Origin of the sequence: uncultured Sphingomonas sp., from assembly GCF_913776855.1 — a bacterium.
In the GTDB taxonomy this organism is placed as follows: Bacteria; Pseudomonadota; Alphaproteobacteria; order Sphingomonadales; family Sphingomonadaceae; genus Sphingomonas.
Map to the genome: position 1 here is coordinate 1 of NZ_CAJYQD010000015.1, position 18,630 is coordinate 18,630.

The 18,630-nt window shown below is 66.4% G+C and carries 12 protein-coding genes and 1 pseudogene; 8 read left to right on the forward strand and 5 right to left on the reverse strand.

Annotation, left to right across the window (positions count from 1 at the left end):
* Both QZ755_RS04005 and QZ755_RS04010 read left to right on the forward strand, forming a co-directional pair.
* Nucleotides 1-114: pseudogene (locus QZ755_RS04005) on the forward strand (IS5/IS1182 family transposase); the annotation flags it as partial.
* A gap of 614 nt (nt 115-728) precedes the next feature.
* Nucleotides 729-2,318, forward strand: coding sequence for an amidase (locus QZ755_RS04010; RefSeq protein ID WP_294319993.1), 1,590 nt, complete (start codon nt 729-731; stop codon nt 2,316-2,318).
* A gap of 49 nt (nt 2,319-2,367) precedes the next feature.
* Here QZ755_RS04010 and QZ755_RS04015 read toward each other — a convergent pair whose 3' ends face one another.
* Both QZ755_RS04015 and QZ755_RS04020 read right to left on the reverse strand, forming a co-directional pair.
* Nucleotides 2,368-3,708, reverse strand: a complete 1,341-nt coding sequence (locus tag QZ755_RS04015; protein ID WP_294319994.1) for a cellulase family glycosylhydrolase — start codon at nt 3,706-3,708, stop codon at nt 2,368-2,370.
* A gap of 203 nt (nt 3,709-3,911) precedes the next feature.
* Nucleotides 3,912-7,196, reverse strand: a complete 3,285-nt coding sequence (locus QZ755_RS04020; protein WP_294319996.1) for a TonB-dependent receptor — start codon at nt 7,194-7,196, stop codon at nt 3,912-3,914.
* A 202-nt stretch (nt 7,197-7,398) separates the two neighbouring features.
* On the opposite strand from QZ755_RS04020, the gene QZ755_RS04025 reads away from it, so the two are divergent.
* From QZ755_RS04025 to QZ755_RS04035, 3 genes are read left to right on the forward strand one after another with little or no spacing between them, the layout of a single operon-like run.
* Nucleotides 7,399-8,904: a tryptophan halogenase family protein gene (locus tag QZ755_RS04025; protein WP_294319998.1), complete on the forward strand. Its 1,506-nt coding sequence runs from the start codon at nt 7,399-7,401 to the stop codon at nt 8,902-8,904.
* Nucleotides 8,901-10,166 carry a tryptophan 7-halogenase gene (locus QZ755_RS04030; RefSeq protein WP_294319999.1) on the forward strand — a complete coding sequence of 422 codons (1,266 nt, stop codon included), beginning with the start codon at nt 8,901-8,903 and terminating at the stop codon, nt 10,164-10,166. The genes QZ755_RS04025 and QZ755_RS04030 overlap by 4 nt, the downstream gene beginning before the upstream one ends.
* Nucleotides 10,163-11,656 (forward strand): tryptophan halogenase family protein, encoded by a 1,494-nt coding sequence (locus QZ755_RS04035; RefSeq protein ID WP_294320001.1) that lies wholly within the window; start codon nt 10,163-10,165, stop codon nt 11,654-11,656. The genes QZ755_RS04030 and QZ755_RS04035 overlap by 4 nt, the downstream gene beginning before the upstream one ends.
* A 51-nt stretch (nt 11,657-11,707) precedes the next feature.
* On the opposite strand, the gene QZ755_RS04040 is transcribed toward QZ755_RS04035, so the two are convergent.
* Nucleotides 11,708-12,730, reverse strand: a complete 1,023-nt coding sequence (locus tag QZ755_RS04040; RefSeq protein ID WP_294320005.1) for a cupin-like domain-containing protein — start codon at nt 12,728-12,730, stop codon at nt 11,708-11,710.
* Between the two features lie 110 nt (nt 12,731-12,840).
* Between QZ755_RS04040 and QZ755_RS04045 the strand changes: the two genes are divergently transcribed.
* Nucleotides 12,841-13,971 carry an SGNH/GDSL hydrolase family protein gene (locus tag QZ755_RS04045; RefSeq protein ID WP_294320007.1) on the forward strand — a complete coding sequence of 377 codons (1,131 nt, stop codon included), beginning with the start codon at nt 12,841-12,843 and terminating at the stop codon, nt 13,969-13,971.
* Between the two features lie 112 nt (nt 13,972-14,083).
* Here the strand turns inward: QZ755_RS04045 and QZ755_RS04050 are convergent, their stop codons facing one another.
* Both QZ755_RS04050 and QZ755_RS04055 read right to left on the reverse strand, forming a co-directional pair.
* A complete protein-coding gene (locus QZ755_RS04050; protein ID WP_294320009.1) occupies nt 14,084-15,325 on the reverse strand; it encodes a glycoside hydrolase family 27 protein in 1,242 nt (413 codons plus the stop codon).
* 85 nt (nt 15,326-15,410) lie between these two features.
* Complete coding sequence (locus tag QZ755_RS04055) at nt 15,411-15,689, reverse strand: DUF2798 domain-containing protein (protein WP_294320011.1); 279 nt, start codon at nt 15,687-15,689, stop codon at nt 15,411-15,413.
* A 141-nt stretch (nt 15,690-15,830) separates the two neighbouring features.
* Here QZ755_RS04055 and QZ755_RS04060 point away from each other — a divergent pair, with 141 nt between their 5' ends.
* Nucleotides 15,831-17,360 carry a CoA-acylating methylmalonate-semialdehyde dehydrogenase gene (locus tag QZ755_RS04060; protein WP_294320013.1) on the forward strand — a complete coding sequence of 510 codons (1,530 nt, stop codon included), beginning with the start codon at nt 15,831-15,833 and terminating at the stop codon, nt 17,358-17,360.
* Between the two features lie 198 nt (nt 17,361-17,558).
* On the forward strand, nt 17,559-18,491 hold the full coding sequence (locus QZ755_RS04065; RefSeq protein WP_294320015.1) for a polysaccharide deacetylase family protein: 933 nt from the start codon (nt 17,559-17,561) through the stop codon (nt 18,489-18,491).
* Nucleotides 18,492-18,630: the final 139 nt, after the last annotated feature.

Genomic DNA, 18,630 nt, shown 5'->3' on the forward strand with positions numbered 1-18,630 from the left:
CGATGCCGCCGTCTCGCCAAAGACTGGGAGGCATCCGTCGCCTCCGCAGAAGCATGGCTTGTCATCGCCTCCATCAGGCGGATGACACGCCGTATCGCTAAACTCGAATTATGAGTCGGGCTCTAAGAGGACGGGTGCCACCCTAATAACACAGAAAGTGGCCGTTTGTCAGGGATAATTCTGTATAGCGGTTATATTTGCTTGTAGAAGAGCCCCTAGAATGTTCTGAATTTACTGATGTGATAGTCATCACTTATGGATCGCGGTGCGCTTGAACGTCTTCGATGTTCCTTTGCAACTCGCGTAAGCCAGTGTTCTCGTCGCGCGCTTGCAATGTGCGCTTTGCCGCTTCGGTGTGTTCATCGATCGTTGTCGATAGGTGGGGCTGTGACGACGCATCGTTAAAGTTGCGTCCATCGGTCCAGCTGCTGACACACTGGTGACACAGTGACGGGTGGATTGTTAACCGCGAGCGCGGTATGAAGGCCCTACAGGTTCGGGAAATCGAAAGAATTTCAGCTAGTTGCGGTTTTCGCGAATGGTCGATGTGGTGTCAGGTTGTGTTGACATCGCAGGGGTCGCAAGTTCAATCCTTGCCGCGCCCACCATTTCGAAAACCCCGTCAGTCCGTTGGATTGGCGGGGTTTCTGCTGTTCGCGGTCCGTTTCGGCCATTGCGCGGGGCGGTAGCTGCGATAGCTTCCGGTCCGTGGATCGAAGGGGGCGGATATGCGGGGATACGGACTGACGGGCATTGCGGCGCTGGCGATCGTGGCGGCACCGGCGGCGGCGCAGACGACTGCCGATCCGGTTGAGGAAGTATCGGTCGATCAACTCCAGCAACGGATGCGGACGGGCGCGACCAGCAGCGTCGCGATCACGCAGGCCTATCTCGCCCGGATCGCGACGATCGACCGGCAGGGACCGACCCTGCGCAGCGTCATCGCGACCAACCCCGACGCGCTGGCGCAGGCGAGGGCGCTGGATGAGGAGCGGCGCGCCGGGCGGGTGCGCGGGCCGCTGCACGGCGTGCCGATCCTCATCAAGGACAATATCGAAACCGCCGATGCCATGGCGACCACCGCCGGCAGCCTGGCGCTGAAGGATAACGTCACCCGCCGCGATGCGCCGATGATCGCCTATCTGCGCCGCGCCGGTGCGGTGATCCTCGGCAAGACCAATTTGTCGGAATGGGCCAATATCCGTTCCACCCGGTCGATGAGCGGGTGGAGCGCGGTCGGCGGGCTGGTGCGCAACCCTTATGCGCTCAACCGCACCGCCTGCGGTTCATCGTCGGGATCAGGTGCCGCGATCGCCGCCAGCCTTGCCGCCGTAGCGGTCGGGACCGAGACCGACGGGTCGGTCGTCTGCCCGTCGTCGATCAACGGGCTGGTCGGGTTCAAGCCGACGCTGGGGCTAGTCAGCCGCAGCCGGGTTGTGCCGATCAGCCATAGCCAGGATACGCCGGGACCGATGGGCCGATCGGTCCGTGACGTCGCGCTGCTGCTGTCGGCGATGGCCGGCCCCGATCCGACCGATGCGGCGACGGTACGGAGCGTGGTGCGCGACTATGCCGCCGGGCTGTCGGCAGGCGCGCTGAAGGGCAAGCGGGTCGGCGTCATCCGTCCCGCCGGGATGCCGGTGGCGCTGGCCGAACGGTTGGATGCGGCGCTGAAGGTCCTGCGCGCCGCGGGTGCGACGCTGGTCGAGGTAACGCCGCCCAAGCTCGACGGGCTGGGTGAGGCGGAACTGCTGGTGCTGAAGACCGAGTTGAAGGCCGATCTCGACGCCTATCTTGCCACGACGCCGGCGGCGGTGAAGACGCGGACGCTGGAACAGGTCATCGCGTTCAACCGCGCGAACGCCGCCGCCGAGATGCCGTTCTTCGGGCAGGAGTTGTTCGAGGCGGCAGCCGAAACCAAGGGGCTGGTCGATCCCACCTATCGTGCCGCGCGCGCGACCTCGCTGCGGTTGGCCGGTCGCGAGGGCATCGATGCGATGCTGAAGACGGCGCGGGCCGATCTGCTGGTCGAACCGACCTATGCCGCCGCGTGGCTGAGTGATCCCGTCTATGGCGACCAATATGGCGGGCCGTCGGCATCCGAACTGCCGGCGGTGGCCGGTTACCCGCACCTGACCGTGCCGATGGGGCTGGTGCAGGGGCTACCGGTCGGGCTGTCGTTCATCGGCACGGGCGGCACCGATGCGGCGATCCTGTCGGCGGGCTATGCCTATGAACAGCGAGCGCAGGCACGGGTCGCGCCGCGCTATCTGCCGCAGGCGGCGGTGGTGCCGGGGCTGGAGGGGGCGGGGCGGTGACCCGCGCCCGCCGTCATTCCCGCCTGCGCGGGAATGACGAAGGTCGCCTCTAGCGCGGCAACCGGGCGATCGCCGCCGCCTGATCCGCCACCAGTCGAACGGTCGTATCCCCGGTAAAGATGCCGTACCAGCCCTGCGGCTCGTGGGGCGGATCGCCCATATATTGCCGGTCGCCCTCGGCGAAGCGATAGTCCGGATGTTGTGCGCGTGCCTCGCCGTTCCACGCCCAGAAATTGGTGCCGACGATCGGTCCGCCTTCGATCATGCTTTTCAGCGCAGCGGCATAGATGCGGCCGTAGAAGCGGTCCTTGTACGTCGTCGCGACGGCGGGATCGTTGCTGCCGCCATCGCGCGGATAGCCGAACTCCTCGATCACCATCGGCTTGTCGAGTTGGCGGGCCAGCGCGACATGGTCGGCGATATATTTGTCGGTCAGCACCTCACCCCGCGCGGCGGTGTTGGGGAGGTCGGTCTGTTTTACCCAGTCCCAGTTGTTCGGCCATATATGTACCGTCAGATAGTCGATTTCGGGAATGGCGTGTTCGGCCAGCACGATGTCGGCGCGCTCCAGTCCGCCCTTCAGCCCTTCGCTGCCGGTCGAGACGAGATGGTTGGGATCGATCGACTTGATAAGCTGCGCGCTCGCCCGCACCCACGCGTAGAATTGCGGCAGGTTCGCGTGCGCCATATCACCCGACGGCCGCGGTTCGTTCGACAGCTGCCACGCCATGATTGCGGGATCGTCGGCATAGCGTGTGCCGGTCACGCTGTTGGTGCGGCCGACGACGGTGCGGATCCAGTCGCGATACAGCTCCATCGCGCGCTGGTTGCCATAGAATTGCGCGTTGTAGTTGGCGAATTCCGGCCATGGATGCGCCGGATCGTTCATGTTCAGATACTGGCCGCCATTGACGTAGGACAGGTACGTCATCATGCCGCCTGACCATTCCCAGAAATTGGTCAGGTGCAGCACCGCGCGCATGTTGCGCCTGGCCATTTCGGCGAGCGCATAATCGAGACCGGCGAGCAGCGTCTGGTTGTAATCCTTGCCAGGGCCACGGAAGCCCGGCTTGATCGAATTCTTGAGCGGCCCTTCCTCAGCCGACGCCAGCACGCGCAGGTTGGTGACGCCCATCGCCGCCAGCGCATCCAGCTCGCGCCCCAGCCGCGCCCGGTCGCCATAGGGTGCATCGGCACCCAGATAGGCGGCGTACCAGATGTTGGCACCGGCGAAGCGGTACGGTTCGTTGCCGACCATCAGCCGCGCGCCATCGCGCCGGACGAAGGCACGGTTGGTCGCGGCCGGCGTGGTGGCGACCGGCGGTGCCATGGTGCAGCCGGCCAGCAGGGCCGAGGTGCCGAGGAATGTGCGTCGAGCGATGGTGGTCATCAGGTCCCCTTCATGCGCGCCGGTCCGATGCCGCCGCGTCCTCTTGCTGTCGATGGCAGCAGCTTGGGCGGCGAGCGTCACCGCTGTCAATGCTAATATCGATATTTGCTTTTCAAATTATGCGCACCGCTGTCCGGTGATGCAAAAAGGGGCCGCAACCAGATGGTTGCGACCCCCAGAAAGGTGTCTTTCGAAGTTAAAGATCAGAGCGTCAGGCGAACGCTCAGCTGGAACTGACGATCGCTCTTGAAGTACGAACGCGGCGCTTCGAGGCCGTCGCCGTTCAGCACGAACGAGGTCTTGGTCGTCGCGTCGAGCAGGTTCTGGACCTGCACGCCGATCTTGAACTGCTTGTTGACCGTATAGAACAGCGAGGCGTCCGCCTGGCCCGTCGCGTCCGAATAGACCGGCAGGAACGGGAAGCAGCAATCGCGGTTGGTCAGCAGATACTTCGAACGCCAGCTATAGGCGATACGCGCATAGACGCCGGCCAAGTCGTAGAAGGCCGAGACATTGAAGTTGTACTTCGACAGCTGCGCGAGCGGCAGGCCGTCATACAGGCCCGCGACGTCGAGCGGCGGACGATTGCCGTCTTCGATCCGGTTATCTGGCCGTGCGTTGGGCAGCTTGCCCGGCGAGATATAGGTAAACGTCGCCTGCGTCCCCAGGCCACGCAGCGCACCCGGCAGGAAGTCGTAGGTCTGCTGGTACGAGAGTTCGGCGCCCTTGATGTCCGCATTGCCCGCGACGTTGACCGGACCGTTGATGGTAACAGGGAATGTCTGACCGTTGTTCGTGAGGCTGCGGCTATACCCGAAATTGTCGAGGATGATGTTCGACAGCTGCTTGTAGAATACCGCCGCAGTCAGCGAGCCGACCTTGGCGAAATACCATTCGGCGGTCAGGTCGACCTGCTTCGCATCAATCGGGCGCAGGAACGGGTTCCGGGCATTGGCCGAGAAACCGTAGATGCCGGTCGTGTTCGACGACGACGGCGCCAGGCCGACGAAGTTGCGCAGATCGGTGAAGCCCGGACGCGAAATAGCCTTCGATGCCGCCAAGCGGAACAGGAGCTGGTCGGTTGCCTGATACTTGATGTTCAGGCTTGGCAGCCATTTGTCGAACTTTTGGCTGGCAACATTCGACTGCGAGGTGCCGTTCGCAAAAGCTACGATAGCTGCTTGCTGGGCTGCCGAAACAGTACAGATAGCCCGAACGGTGTTGTTCTGGTTCGGACTGCTACAATACGCTGCCACCGAGTTAAAACCTGCGAGCTCAGATGGCGAGTTGAAAGCGATCGAGCCGAAGGACTGGTCTTCGGTATGGACAAAACGCAGGCCGATATTACCCGACAGGCTCGACTGGCCACCGCCAATGTCGTCGATACCGAAGTCGAGACGCGCATAGCCCGAATAGGTCTTTTCGGTAATGCGATAGACTTCGCTCGGCTTGAAATAGCCGTCAACGAGCGGAACGGCGGCAGTGCCGCGGTCCTCCAACGGGGTGTAACCGCCGCCGCCCTGCTTGGTCGCCGTGCGCAGCAGCGCGGTCAGTGCGTCATGGTCGGTCAGGATGTTGTCGCGGATGCCCCAGGCCGTCGGCGGCTGGACCGCTTCGCCCCGATAGAAGTCGGCGAAGTTAACCGGCGACATGCTGTCGCGATACTTGTCGACCGACGCCAGGCCACCCGAGGTCCAAGTGTCCGACACCGCGCCCCAGTTGTTATAGTCGTTGGCCTTCACCGTCTGGTCGCGGGTGGCATAGCGGCCCCCGACACGGATCTTGCGCAGGAACGAATCGTCCGACACGTCATACTGCGCATCGGCGCGGAACGCCCATTCGTCGCCGTCCGAATGCGTGCGATTGTTCATCGCATCGCGGATGTACGTGTTGGTCTGGCTGCTGAAATAGTTCGCGACCGACTGGCCGTTCGCCGGGATCAGATTGATCTGCGGCACGTCGCCGCGCCCGTCGATCGACACGCCGTTGAAGTTCGCCAGTTCGACGACATCGTCCGAATCGCGCGCCTTCGAATAGACATACTGGCCATCGAAGTTCAGGTGCAGGCGGTCGGTCGGGTCCCACTTCACGTTCAGCGACTGGTCCTGGGTATACCCGTTGGTCGAGAAGTAGCGGTTGCCCAGCGTGGTGTACTGACCACCACCCTGGCGGATCAGCGTGCCGCTGGTGAAGCGGCCGTCATCGTCATAGGTCGGCGTGGTGCCGGCCTGCGGGAAGATAGCGTTCGCATCGGCGTAATAGACATTGGGTTCGACGGTGCGGTCGAGCCAGGTCTGCGACGATTCGGCGCGCAGGAACTGCGCGGTGACCAGCAGGTTGCGCGACGCGTTCTCATACTGCGCCGCGCCCGAATAGCCGACGCGCTTGCGGTCGAAATTCTGCATGCGCATGCCAGCACCAAGCGGCACGTAAACGAAATCACGGCCCGACGGCACCGGATAGCGGTCGAACAATGCGGTCGGCGACTGGAACGGTGTGCCCGCATTCAGGAAGCGGCCTTCGCCGGCGTCCTGTACGCCGTTGCCGTTCTTGTCGTCGTTGTAGCGCGGCAGGAACGCCGAATAGAACACCGAGTCCGACCGGCTGCGCTGGCGGTTGTAGCTGCCGCTGGCCATGATGCCGAAACGGCCGCCGTTGCCCAGGTTCCACTGCTTCGAAAACAGGCCGACCACGGCCGGTTCGCTGCGACCGTTATAGTCGCCATAGTTCACGCTGCCCGACAGGTAGATCAGCGTATCCTTGGTATCGAACGGCTTGCGGGTGTTGATGTTGACCGAACCCGAGATGCCGCCTTCGATCATGTCGGCGGTCAGGTTCTTGTACACCTCGACCGAGCCGACCAGTTCGGTCGGCACGTCGTTGAAGCCGATTTCACGACCGCCGCCGACGCCGAAGCTGTCGCGACCGTTGAATTCGCCACGGACGTACGACAGGCCGCGGATGGTGACGCCCGATCCTTCGACCGAGAAGTGCGCGGTGTCGGTCGCGGCTGCGAAGCGGGTGATCGCGACGCCGGCGACGCGCTGCAGCGCTTCGTTGACCGAACGGTCGGGAAGCGCGCCGATGTCTTCGGCGGTGATCGCATCGACAACGGTGTCAGCATTGCGCTTGATCGACTGTGCATTCGCCAGCGACTGACGCAGACCGGTGACAACGATGTCATCACCGTCGGTCGTGTTCGCCGCCGGGGTCTGAACGTCCGATGCGGTCACGTTCGACTGGTCGACGGTGCCCTGGTTCTGGATCGACATGCTGCCCGACACGGGACGCTTGCCCGCGCTGCTGCCGGCCGGAACGCCGTCGGTCTGCGGTGCGACTTCGGTCTGTGGCGTCGACGTGTCGTCGCGCGATGCCGGCGCCGTCGTCGTCTGTGCCATGGCGCCCGTGGCAGCCAGCTGCACCGCAACCGTCAGTGCGAGCATCGATGCCGTCGCACCCAGCCGCTTGCGTGCGTTCAAACCGTCCATAGCCGTCTGCTTATGGCGTAACACCATCATGCTTCCTCCCCATAGTCCCTGCAGGACCCGATCAACAACCTCGCCATTGCGGGTTATCGTCCCGGTAGGACTGCGATTTCAGCAACACAACAGAAATATGATAATTCAATTTCCCAATTGTCGATAACGTTGTCAGTGTGGCCTAGCGGTGACAGATCGGCGACAGGAGCGGATGGTCGAGAAGGTGCAGAATACGGGGGACCGGGTCCGGGTCGTCGTCGTGGGCGGCGGTACGGCGGGGTGGATGACGGCGGCGGGGCTGGTCGGGCTGTTGCCGGCCGCCTGTACCGTGACGCTGGTCGAGTCGGAATCGATCGGCATCGTCGGCGTGGGGGAGGCGACGTTGCCGCACCTGCGCCTGTACCTCGAACGGCTGGGCATCGACGAGGCGGCGTTCATGGCCGCGACCGAGGCGACCTACAAGCTTGGCATCGAGTTTCGCGATTTCGGCCGGATCGGCGACCGCTACATCCACCCGTTCGGGACCTATGGCCGACCACTTGGCGGGGTGGCGTTCCATCATTACTGGCTGCGCCGGGCGGCGGCGGGCGCGATGCCGCCGATCGGTGCGTTTTCCGCCGGCGTCACCGCCGCCGAACAGCGCCGGTTCGAACGGCCGGGCAGCGACCCCAACGATCCGACGACCTCGTTCGGCTATGCCTATCAATTCGACGCGACCCGCTTCGCCCCCTTCATGCGCGATTGGTCGGAGGCGCGCGGCGCGACCCGGATCGAGGGCCGGATCATCGCCGTCGAGCGCGAGGGCGATACGGTGCGGGCGGTGACGCTGGACGATGGCCGACGGGTCGAAGGCGACCTGTTCGTCGACTGTTCGGGCTTCCGGTCGTTGCTGCTGGGCGAGGCCTTGGCGGAACCGTGGGAGGACTGGTCGCACTGGTTGCCGTGCGACCGGGCGGTGGCGGTGCCATGCACCAGCCCCGAAGGCGTGATCGAACCCTATACGCGCGCGACCGCGATGCCCGGCGGCTGGCGCTGGCGCATTCCCCTCCGGCACCGGGTGGGCAATGGCTATGTCTATGCGAGCGGCCATGTGTCCGACGACGAAGCCGCCGCCGCGTTGCTGGCGGGGCTGGACGGGCCGGCACTGGCCGATCCGCGCTTCCTGCGGTTTCGGGCCGGGCGCCGGCGGCGCAGCTGGGCGGGGAATGTCGTCGCGGTCGGGCTGGCCTCGGGGTTCCTCGAACCGCTCGAATCCACCAGCATCTATCTGGTGCAGGCGGCGATCACCGCGCTGATCGAACATTTCCCCCTGGCCCAGGTGGCGGAGGTCGATCGCGACGGGTTCAACGCGGCGATCGATGCCGAATATGACCGCATCCGCGATTTCCTGATCCTGCATTACCACGCGACCACGCGCGACGATTCGCCGTTCTGGAACCATGTGCGGACGATGGCGATTCCGACCACGCTCGCGACCAAGCTGGCGCTGTGGCGCCGCAGTGCGCTGGTGTCGAAATACAGCCATGGCCTGTTCCTCGAACCCAGCTGGGTCGCGGTGTATCTGGGGCAGGGAGTGATGCCCGACGGGTGGGACCCGCGTGCCGACCTGCCCGATGCCGCCGGGCTGGACCGTGCGCTGGGGTCGCTTGCACAGGCGATTGCCGACCGGGTGGCGGCGATACCGACGCATGATGCCGCGCTGGAGCGGCGGCCATGAACGCACGATCGGGCTTGCGATCGGTCGCGGTCGTCGGCGGCGGGCCGGTCGCGCTGGTGAGTGCGGTGGCGCTGAAACTGGCGTTGCCGGATGCCGGGGTGACGCTGATCCCGGCACCGGTCGCCGCAGATGCGCTGGCCGACCGGTTCCCGCTGGCGCTGCCCGCGGTCCATGCCGTGCTGGCCCGGATCGGGATGCCGCCCGAGCTGCTGCTGGCGCGTGGCGTGGCGCGACCGCGCTATGCCAGCGTCTTTGCCGACTGGAGCCGGGACGGCACGAAATGGGTGGTCGGCGACGACGCCGCCGCGACCCTGGCGCAGGGTCGGCTGGCCGCACTGTGGCTGCGGGCAAGGGCGGCGGGGGAGCGGGTGCCGCCGTTCCATGCGCTGGTCCCGGCCTGTGTCGCCGCTACAGCGGGCATTGCCGATCCAGGCGTCGAACCGGCGCTGCATCTCGACCCCGCGCGGATGGTGCAGGCGTTGACGTCGATCGGTCGAAAGGCCGGCGTGCGCTTTGCCGACACGCCGATCGACGCCGACCTGACGATCGACGCCGGCGGTCCGGCTCGCCTGCTGAGCGGCGGCCGCGCGTTCGAGGATTGGCGTGAAGCCGTGCCGTGCGACCATGTGGCGTTCAACCCGGCGGAGGCGGACCCCGGCAGCTGCGACCGCTATGCCGCGACCGCGCAAGGGTGGCGGGCGAACTGGCCCGGCGTGCGGGTGGAGGCGGGGAGCAAGGGGATCGCGATCGCTCCTGGCCGCCTGTCCGAACCCTTTGCCGGGCGTATCGTCGCGCTGGGGGATGCGGCGGTGCAGCCCGGACCGCTGGGCCGGGCCGGCTTTACCCTGGCGCTGGGGCAATTGGCGCTGCTGCTGGAACTGCTGCCGGCGCGCGATCCCGAACCGTTGCTGCAGGCCGAATATAACCGGCGTGCGGGACTGCAGGCCGACCGGATGCGTGACTTTCTGGGGCTGCACTATCATGGCGGCGGGCGGACGCAGGGGGCGTTCTGGCACCGGCTGCGTACCGCAACCCCCCCGCTCTCGCTCGACCGGTTGCTGGCGCAGTTCGCGCGGCGTGGACAGGTCGTGCCGGCGGACGAGGAACTGGTCCAGCGCGATGCCTGGACCGCGGTGCTGCTGGGGCAGGGGATGCGGCCGGAGCGGCCCGATCCGATCGCACAGTCGATTGCGCCCGCCGAAGCCGCCCGCCTGATACAGGAACTCGCCGCCCGCCTTGCCGTATGGGAAACACCCGCATGACCGACTGCCGTATCGCCCATGTCGTCATTGTCGGCGGGGGCACCGCCGGCTGGATGACCGCCGCCGCCGCCGGCCGGTTCCTCGACGACGGGCAGCGGCGGATCACGCTGGTCGAATCCGATGCCATCGGCACGGTCGGCGTGGGCGAGGCGACGATCCCGTCGATCCTGAACTTCAACAAGCTGCTCGGCATCGACGAGGCGGCGTTCCTGCGCGAGACGAAGGGCAGCTTCAAGCTGGGCATCGAATTTGCCGGCTGGCACCGCCCCGACAGCGGCTATTTCCACCCGTTCGGCAGCTTTGGCCGCGATATCGAAGGGATCAACTTTCATCAGCTCTGGCTGAAGCTGCGCGGCGAAGCGGGCATCGGGCCGATCGGTGATTATTCCCCTAGCACCGTGGCGGCGCGCGCCGCCGCGTTCGGTCCGCCGGTCGGCGATCCGCGATCGCCGCTGTCGGGGCTGGCCTATGCCTATCATATCGACGCGACGCTCTATGCCGCGTTCCTGCGCAAGCGTGCCGAGGCCGATGGCGTGGCGCGGGTCGAAGGGCGGATCGTCGCCGTCGAGCGCGCCGATAACGGCCATGTCGCCGCCGTGGTGCTGGACGATGGCCGCCGGGTCGCGGGCGACCTGTTCATCGACTGCTCGGGCTTCCGGTCGCTGCTATTGGGTGACGCGATGGGGGTGGGGTATGAGGACTGGTCGCACTGGCTGCCTTGCGACCGCGCCATCGCCGTGCCGACCGAGCGCACCGAGCCGGTCCTGCCCTATACCCGCGCGACCGCGCATCGGGCGGGATGGCAATGGCGCATCCCGCTCCAACACCGGACCGGCAACGGCGTGGTGTATTGCAGCCGGTTCCTCGACGACGACGCGGCGGAGGCGTTGCTGCTCTCCCGCCTCGATTCCGCGCCCACCGCTGCGCCCCGCCGCCTGTCGTTCACCGCCGGACAGCGCCATCGGATGTGGGAAGGCAATGTCGTCGCGATCGGCCTGTCGGGCGGGTTTCTCGAACCGCTGGAATCGACCAGCATCCACCTGATCCAGCAGGGCATATCGAAACTGTTCGCGCTGTTTCCCGACCGCGATTTCTCAGGCGTCGAACGCAACGAATATAATCGGCAGATGGCGGACAATTACCGGTCGATCCGCGATTTCATCATCCTGCACTATCACGCGACCGCACGGGACGATTCGCCGTTCTGGGACCATGTTCGCACCATGGACGTGCCCGAAAGCCTGACGCGCAAGCTGGACCTGTTCCGGCACAGGGGCCGCGTGTTCCGATATGAGGATGAATTGTTCGCGATGCCCAGCTGGGTTGCGGTGCTGCTGGGGCAGGGGGTCGATCCGGTCGGCCATGATCCGGTCGCCGATGCGCTGGACGAGGGGCGGCTGGCCGGGGCGCTGCGCCAGATGCGCAGCGCGACGCAGGCGGCGGTCGCCGGGCTGCCTTCGCACGGATCGGTGCTGGCGCGGCTGGGGTGAATGCCCGCCTCTTCGTCATTCCCGCAAAGGCGGGAATGACGAGGTGGTGCCTTATCCCCCCAGCATCTGCCGCAGATACCCCCGAATCCGCGCATCGCGTTCCGGCCCCGGCGCGCCCAGCACGCCGCGTGCCGCGACCGGCAGGTGATCGGCCACCGCCGGGGCGTCGTCGCCGAACACATAATGGTCGAACCACGTCCTGAGCGCCGCGCGTTCGGCCGCCGGGCGGTCGCGCACCGCCAGGATCGCATGGACCAGCGCCAGGAACGGCGCATCGGGCGTGCCGCGCGTCCACCAGTAATTGACCAGTACGTTCAGTGCGCCGGTCGCGCGGATTTCATGCCACCACAAGGTCGGGATCAGGATCGCATCGCCCGGCCCCAGGTCGGCGACGATCGCATGGGCCTGCGCCTCGGCAAAGCGGGGAAAGCGGGTCAGGTCGGGGCGTTCGATGTCGACCATCGTCGCGGGCTGTCCCGCCATCGTGACGTCGAGCGGACCGATATAGAGGTTGGCGATCTGTTCGGGCGGGAACAGCACGACCCGCCGGCGCCCGGCGACGACCACCGCCACGTTGCTCGCCATGTCGAAATGCGCCGACACCCGGCTGCCATTGCCGATCCACAGCCGCGCGGTCGCATCGCCGGTCGGCAGCGGCAGGACATTGTCGCGGGTCCAGCCCGGAAAATGATCCTTCGCCGCGCTGGCCCCGGCATAGAAGGCGGGCGGTGCCGTCTCGCCCGCCGCCTTTTGCAGCGCGTCGAGCAGCACCGGCAGCGGGATGTTGCCGCGTTCGAAATTGAACCCGCGCATGTCGTCGCGGTAGAAGAATCGCCCGTCGATTGCCGGCGCGCCTGCAAACAGCCCCAGCGGCTTGCCCCCGTCGAAGCGCCGCAGATAGGCCGCCATCGCGCCATGCCCCTGCGCGCCTGCCGCCACCGCCGGCCAGTCGGCGACCAGCCCGCGCAGCACCACCGGCCGCGCAGCGTCGAGCAATTCATCGAACGCCGCGGCATCCTGCGGAATTGCCGCTTCGGTGACATGCGGTGCCGTGTCGATCCAGTCGTCCGTCATTGTATTCCGTCGCCTGCCTTTTCCGCTGGACCGGGCGTGCGTGCCAGCTATGGCCTGCGAAATACACTGTTTTCGTCGGCGCGTTCGGCGCGCTGCCAAAGGAAAAGCCGATGCATCCGTCCCTGTTGCGCGCGGGCCTGCCGCTGATGCTGGCACTCGGCGCGACTGCCGCCCCGGCGCAGGCGCCCGCCGACCTTGCCCTGCGCCCGCTGCCCGCCGACGCCGCGACCGGCCGCGCACTGCCGCTGACCGTCGGCGGGCGGGTGGTGCCGGGGGATGGCGACCTGTCGCGCTATCGCCGGCAATGGCCGGGCACGTATTTCGAGGGCGCTTTTCAGGGCCGCGACGTCGATGTCGCGGTCGGGCCGGGCGAGGTGTCGCTGCGCATCCGGATCGACGATGCCGCGCCGGTCGCGCTGGTCCGCCCGGCGCCCGGCCGCTACCGGTTGCGTGCGGCAAAGGCAGGGCGCCACCGCGTCCGCGTCGATGTGGTCAGCGAATCGCAGGCCGGGGCCACCGCATTCGGTGGCCTATACGCTCCCGTCGGATCGACCGCGCTCGCCGCCCCCGCCGCGCCGCGCCGCGCGATCGAGTTCATCGGTGATTCGCACACCGTCGGCTATGGCAACACCTCGACCAGCCGCGACTGTACCGAAGCGCAGGTGTGGGAGACGACCGACACGTCGCAGGGGATCGCCGGGCAATTGTCGCGCCGCTATGGCGCCGGCTACCGCGTCAACGCCATTTCGGGGCGGGGGATCGTGCGCAACTATGGTGGGTTCGCCGCGCCGACCGTGCCCGATGCCTATCCTTACGCGCTGTTCGACGGAAAGACGCCGGCGAACGACGCCGGCTGGCAGCCGCAGGTGATCGTCATGGCGCTGGGCACCAACGACTTTTCCACACCGCTGAAGCCCGAGGAACGCTGGAAGAGCCGCGACGCGCTCCACGCCGATTACGAGGCGCGCTATGTCCGCTTCGTGCAGGACCTGCGCCGCCGCAGCCCGCGCGCGTTCTTCGTGCTGTGGGCGACCGACCTCGCCGATGGGGAGATCGCGCGCGAGGTGGCGAAAATCGGCGAGAAGCTGCGCGCCGCGGGCGAAACCCGGTTTGCGGTGGTGCCGATGACGGGCCTGAGCTTCGGCGGGTGCCATTTCCATCCGAACGTGGCGGACGACGTGAAGATCGCCGCCGCGATCGGCAAGGTGATCGACGGGCGGAAAGGGGTGTGGGGGCGGTAAGCGTTCCTTCTTTCGTCATTCCCGCGAAGGCGGGAATCCATAGACGCCCACGGTTCGGCTCGATCCGCGACCTCAGCGTTTATGGACTCCCGCCTTCGCGGAAGTGACGAGGTTAAGGCTGCAGCCGCACCATCGCCACGCCGTGCGGCGCGACCTCCGCGCTGTAGCTGCGCGACAACCGCCCCAGATCCTTGTGCGCCCACAGGTCGCGCACCTTCAGCTTCGTTGCGGCGGGCAGGCCGAGCGTCGCCCAATCCGCGGTGATCCGGGCCGGCGCCTCGCCCCGGTTCCATAGCAGCAGCGCGCGCCCGCCATCGGCCATCTGCTTGACCCACACCTCGCTGGTCCCATCGCGCGCGACGCGGTGCCCCTGCTGGCCCAGCCTGTCCTGGTCGACCGCGATCACTTCGCGGTTGAGCAGGATGTCGCGCGTCGCCTGGTTCATGGTCGCGACGTCGTTACCCGCGATCAACGGCGCGGCCATCATCGCCCAGAGCGAGAAATGCGCGCGATATTCGGTGTCGGTCAGCCCGCCATTGCCGACCTCCAGCATGTCGGGGTCGTTCCAGTGGCCCGGACCCGCATAGGGCCATAGCGGCTCGTTCATGTCGACGATCGACGCCACGCCCCAGCTGTAATTGTGCTTGCCGGTCCATTTGTCGGTGATGTCGCCGGTGGTCCGCCACATATTGCCGATCTTCTGGCCCCACAGCCACGGCCGGTTGTTGCCCCATTCGCACATAGAGAACAGGATCGGCCGCCCGCTGGCCTTCAGCGCGTCGGCCATGGTCGCATAGGCTTCCTCGGCATTGCGCACCCCGGTCGAACACCAGTCGTATTTCAGGTAGTCGACACCCCAGCGCGCGTACTGGATCGCGTCCTGAACTTCATGGCCCTGGCTGCCGGGGCGCCCGCCGCACGTCTTGGTGCCGGCATCCGAATAGATGCCGAACTTCAGCCCCTTGCTATGGATGTAATCGCCCAGCGCCTTCAGCCCGCTTGGGAAACGCTGGCGATCCTCGGTGATGAAGCCGTTGGCGTCGCGGGTACCGTGCCAGCAATCGTCGATCACGACATATTCGTATCCGGCGTCCTTCATCCCGTTCGACGCGATGGCATCGGCGGTGGCGCGGATGACGCCTTCGTTCACGTTGCACGCGAACTTGTTCCAGCTGTTCCACCCCATCGGCGGGGTCTGGGCGAGGCCGTTGGCGACCCGCTTCGGGTCCTTGGACGGGGCCAGCGTGTTGGGATCGGTGTCCAGCACCTCCTGCGCCGCGACCGGCTGGATCGCCGCCACCGCGGCCAATATCGACGCCACAAATCCCGCAAAGCTGCTGCGCATTCCGTCCATCCCCTTGCTGTCGAGCGCTGATGCCCGATCGATAAGGCAATTTATCATATTATTGGACGGGGTGCGAGCGACCTTCGCTTCGGCGCTATTCCGGCGGATCGATCCCGAACAGCCGGTCGACCAGTTTCTGCACCATCGGCACGACCAGCAACGATGCGGGCAGGGCAGTCAGAAACCCGATCGGCGCCCCCTGCACGAACGCGTCCCGGAACCCCTCCGGCCCGACCCGGACCAGCGCGCTGACCGCGCCGATCAACGAGGAGAAGATCAGCGCGTTGATGATCGATGAGGTCAGGCGATAGCGAAAGCGCGAGCGGACCTTCACGGCCTGCTGCGCACGGGCGGGGGGAGAGGCATCGTCCATCGCGCCTCCAAGCGGACGACCGGACCCAAGGTTCCGACGATTGCCCGCTGACAGCGCCGCGCGGCTATGCCAAAAGCAATAAAATTACACGCGGGAATGAGTCGGCGAGAGACCGCTCAACCGCGACCGACAGGAGAGTGTATGCGGGTCATCGATCATGTGATCGCGGGCGATTTCAATGCCACGGGCGGCGCGACCGGCGCCGTGTTCGATCCCAATCGCGGCGAGGTGCAGGCGCATGTCCGCCTCGGCACCGCCGCCGATCTCGACCATGCGGTCGCGGCGGCGCAGGCGGCGCAACCGGCATGGGCCGTGACCAATCCCCAGAAGCGGGCGCGCGTCCTGTTCGCATTCAAGCAGTTGGTCGAAGCGAATATGCAGGAGCTGGCCGAGCTGCTGTCGAGCGAGCATGGCAAGGTGATCGCCGATGCCAAGGGCGACATCCAGCGCGGGCTGGACGTCATCGAATTCGCGTGCGGCGTGCCGCATTTGCTGAAGGGCGATTATACCCAGGGCGCCGGACCGGGGATCGACGTCTATTCGATGCGGCAACCCATCGGCATCGGCGCGGGGATCACCCCGTTCAACTTCCCGGCGATGATCCCGATGTGGATGTTCGGCGTCGCCATCGCTTGCGGCAACGCGTTCATCCTGAAGCCCAGCGAGCGTGATCCATCGGTGCCGGTGCGGTTGGCCGAACTGATGCTGGAGGCGGGGGCGCCGGAGGGCATTTTGCAGGTCGTGCATGGCGACAAGACGGTGGTCGACGCGATCCTCGACCATCCGGCGATCGGCGCGGTCAGCTTCGTCGGGTCGAGCGACATCGCGCATTATGTCTATCGGCGCGGCGTCGCGGCGGGCAAGCGCGTGCAGGCGATGGGCGGGGCCAAGAATCATGGTATCGTCTTGCCCGACGCGGACCTCGATCAGGTCGTCGCCGATCTGGCGGGCGCGGCGTTCGGATCGGCGGGCGAGCGGTGCATGGCGCTGCCCGTCGTCGTACCGGTCGGGGAGAAGACGGCCGAGGCGCTACGCGAAAAACTGATCCCCGCCATCGCCGCCTTGCGCGTGGGCGTGTCGACCGATGCTGACGCCCATTACGGCCCGGTGGTCAACGCCCAGCACAAGGCGCGGGTCGAGGGCTGGATCGCCAGGGGCGTCGAGGAAGGCGCCGAACTGGTCGTCGACGGGCGCGGCTTCAGCCTGCAGGGACATGAGCGCGGCTTCTTCATCGGCCCGACGCTGTTCGACCATGTGACGCCGCAGATGGAATCGTACCGCGAGGAAATCTTTGGCCCGGTCCTCCAGATCGTGCGCGCGAACGATTTCGAAAGCGCCGTCCGCCTGCCGAGCGAGCATCAGTACGGCAACGGCGTTGCCATCTTCACCCGCAATGGCCACGCCGCGCGCGAATTCGCCGCACGGGTGAATGTCGGCATGGTCGGCATCAACGTGCCCATCCCGGTGCCGGTCGCCTATCACAGCTTCGGCGGATGGAAGCGCAGCGCGTTCGGCGACGTGAACCAGCATGGCGAAGAGGGCGTGCGCTTCTGGACCAAGGTCAAGACGATCACCCAGCGCTGGCCCGACGGATCGGCGATGGGCGGCCAGGCCGAGGATGGCGCGGCGGCACGCACGCAGGATGCGTTCGTCATTCCGACGATGGGGTGACGAGCTGACGTGTCGGGCGATCGAGGTGCCGGCCGTTGCCCCGACCCGCAGCGTGCCCCCGTGTAGGCGGGGGCCCAGGGTTGCAGGCGGAGATCGTCGTTCTGCTTGGCGCTGGACCCCCGCCTGCGCGGGGGTACGGGTAGGTTGCGGTTAATATCCGGCGATGTGGATCGACGGCGCACAGTAGGAAGTACCAAGATGATACGGCACGTGGTGGTATCGATCCTGATGTGTCTGGCGGCGATAACTCCCGCCGCTGCGCAGAAGCGGATCGCGCTGACCTTCGACGACGCACCGCGGGCACGGGGGCCGTTCCTGACGCCCGACGAACGCACCGAGCGGCTCATCGCCGGTTTGCGCAAGGCGAAGGTGCGGCAGGCCGCGTTCTTCGTCGTGCCGGGCAACCTGTCCGCGCCGGACGGGGCGGGGGGCGAGCGGCGGATCGCCGCCTATGTCAAGGCGGGGCACGTGATCGCCAATCACAGCTTCAGCCATCCCGCGCTCAAGTCGATGACGGCCGAGGCCTATCTGGCCGATATCGACCGGGCCGGCGGGTGGCTGATGGGGCGCAAGGGGCTGCGGCCGTGGTTCCGCTTTCCGTTCCTTGATGAAGGCGGCACCGACAAGGCGAAGCGCGACGCGGTGCGCGCCGGGCTGGCCGCGCGGAAACTGTCGAACGGCTATGTCACCGTCGACGGGTCGGACTGGAGTATCGAGGGGCTGACGATCGACGCGCGCAAGGCCGGCGAGCCGATCGACATGGACGCGCTGCGCGACCTGTATGTCGAAACCCATGTCGAATCCGCCGAGTTCAGCGACCGGCTGGCGAAGCAGGCGCTGGGACGGCAGCCGGTGCAGGTGATGCTGCTCCACGAAACCGACCTTGCCGCCTATTGGATCGCCGATCTGGTCGCCGCGTTGCGCAAGAAAGGGTGGGAGATCGTCACCGCTGACGCAGCGTATCGCGACCCGATCGCGCAGGCGCAGCCCGATACGTCCTCGGCGCAGGGAAACCGGCTGGAGGCGATCGCGTGGGCAAAGGGCGTGCCGGCACCGCGCTGGTACGAGCGCAACACACTGTCGATCGCGATCCCGCTCTATCGCCAGCGGGTGCTGCACAAGGCACCGTGACGGCGCCAGCTACAAGCGGCGGCGCGCCGACAATGGACCGCCGCCAGAACGATAATGGAGAGTATAGCGTGACCCAGTTCGACCTGACCGACGATCAGCGCGAGATTCAGGAGCTTGCCCGCCGGTTCACGGCGGATGC

What these genes read in the sequence shown, in the direction of transcription:
- QZ755_RS04060 (WP_294320013.1), top strand. Translation starts at nt 15,831, where the DNA reads ATGCGGGTCATCGATCATGTGATCGCGGGCGATTTCAATGCCACGGGC.
- QZ755_RS04040 (WP_294320005.1), bottom strand. Translation starts at nt 12,730, where the DNA reads ATGACGGACGACTGGATCGACACGGCACCGCATGTCACCGAAGCGGCA.
- QZ755_RS04065 (WP_294320015.1), top strand. Translation starts at nt 17,559, where the DNA reads ATGATACGGCACGTGGTGGTATCGATCCTGATGTGTCTGGCGGCGATA.
- QZ755_RS04045 (WP_294320007.1), top strand. Translation starts at nt 12,841, where the DNA reads ATGCATCCGTCCCTGTTGCGCGCGGGCCTGCCGCTGATGCTGGCACTC.
- QZ755_RS04035 (WP_294320001.1), top strand. Translation starts at nt 10,163, where the DNA reads ATGACCGACTGCCGTATCGCCCATGTCGTCATTGTCGGCGGGGGCACC.
- QZ755_RS04020 (WP_294319996.1), bottom strand. Translation starts at nt 7,196, where the DNA reads ATGGACGGTTTGAACGCACGCAAGCGGCTGGGTGCGACGGCATCGATG.
- QZ755_RS04015 (WP_294319994.1), bottom strand. Translation starts at nt 3,708, where the DNA reads ATGACCACCATCGCTCGACGCACATTCCTCGGCACCTCGGCCCTGCTG.
- QZ755_RS04050 (WP_294320009.1), bottom strand. Translation starts at nt 15,325, where the DNA reads ATGGACGGAATGCGCAGCAGCTTTGCGGGATTTGTGGCGTCGATATTG.
- QZ755_RS04055 (WP_294320011.1), bottom strand. Translation starts at nt 15,689, where the DNA reads ATGGACGATGCCTCTCCCCCCGCCCGTGCGCAGCAGGCCGTGAAGGTC.
- QZ755_RS04025 (WP_294319998.1), top strand. Translation starts at nt 7,399, where the DNA reads ATGGTCGAGAAGGTGCAGAATACGGGGGACCGGGTCCGGGTCGTCGTC.
- QZ755_RS04030 (WP_294319999.1), top strand. Translation starts at nt 8,901, where the DNA reads ATGAACGCACGATCGGGCTTGCGATCGGTCGCGGTCGTCGGCGGCGGG.
- QZ755_RS04010 (WP_294319993.1), top strand. Translation starts at nt 729, where the DNA reads ATGCGGGGATACGGACTGACGGGCATTGCGGCGCTGGCGATCGTGGCG.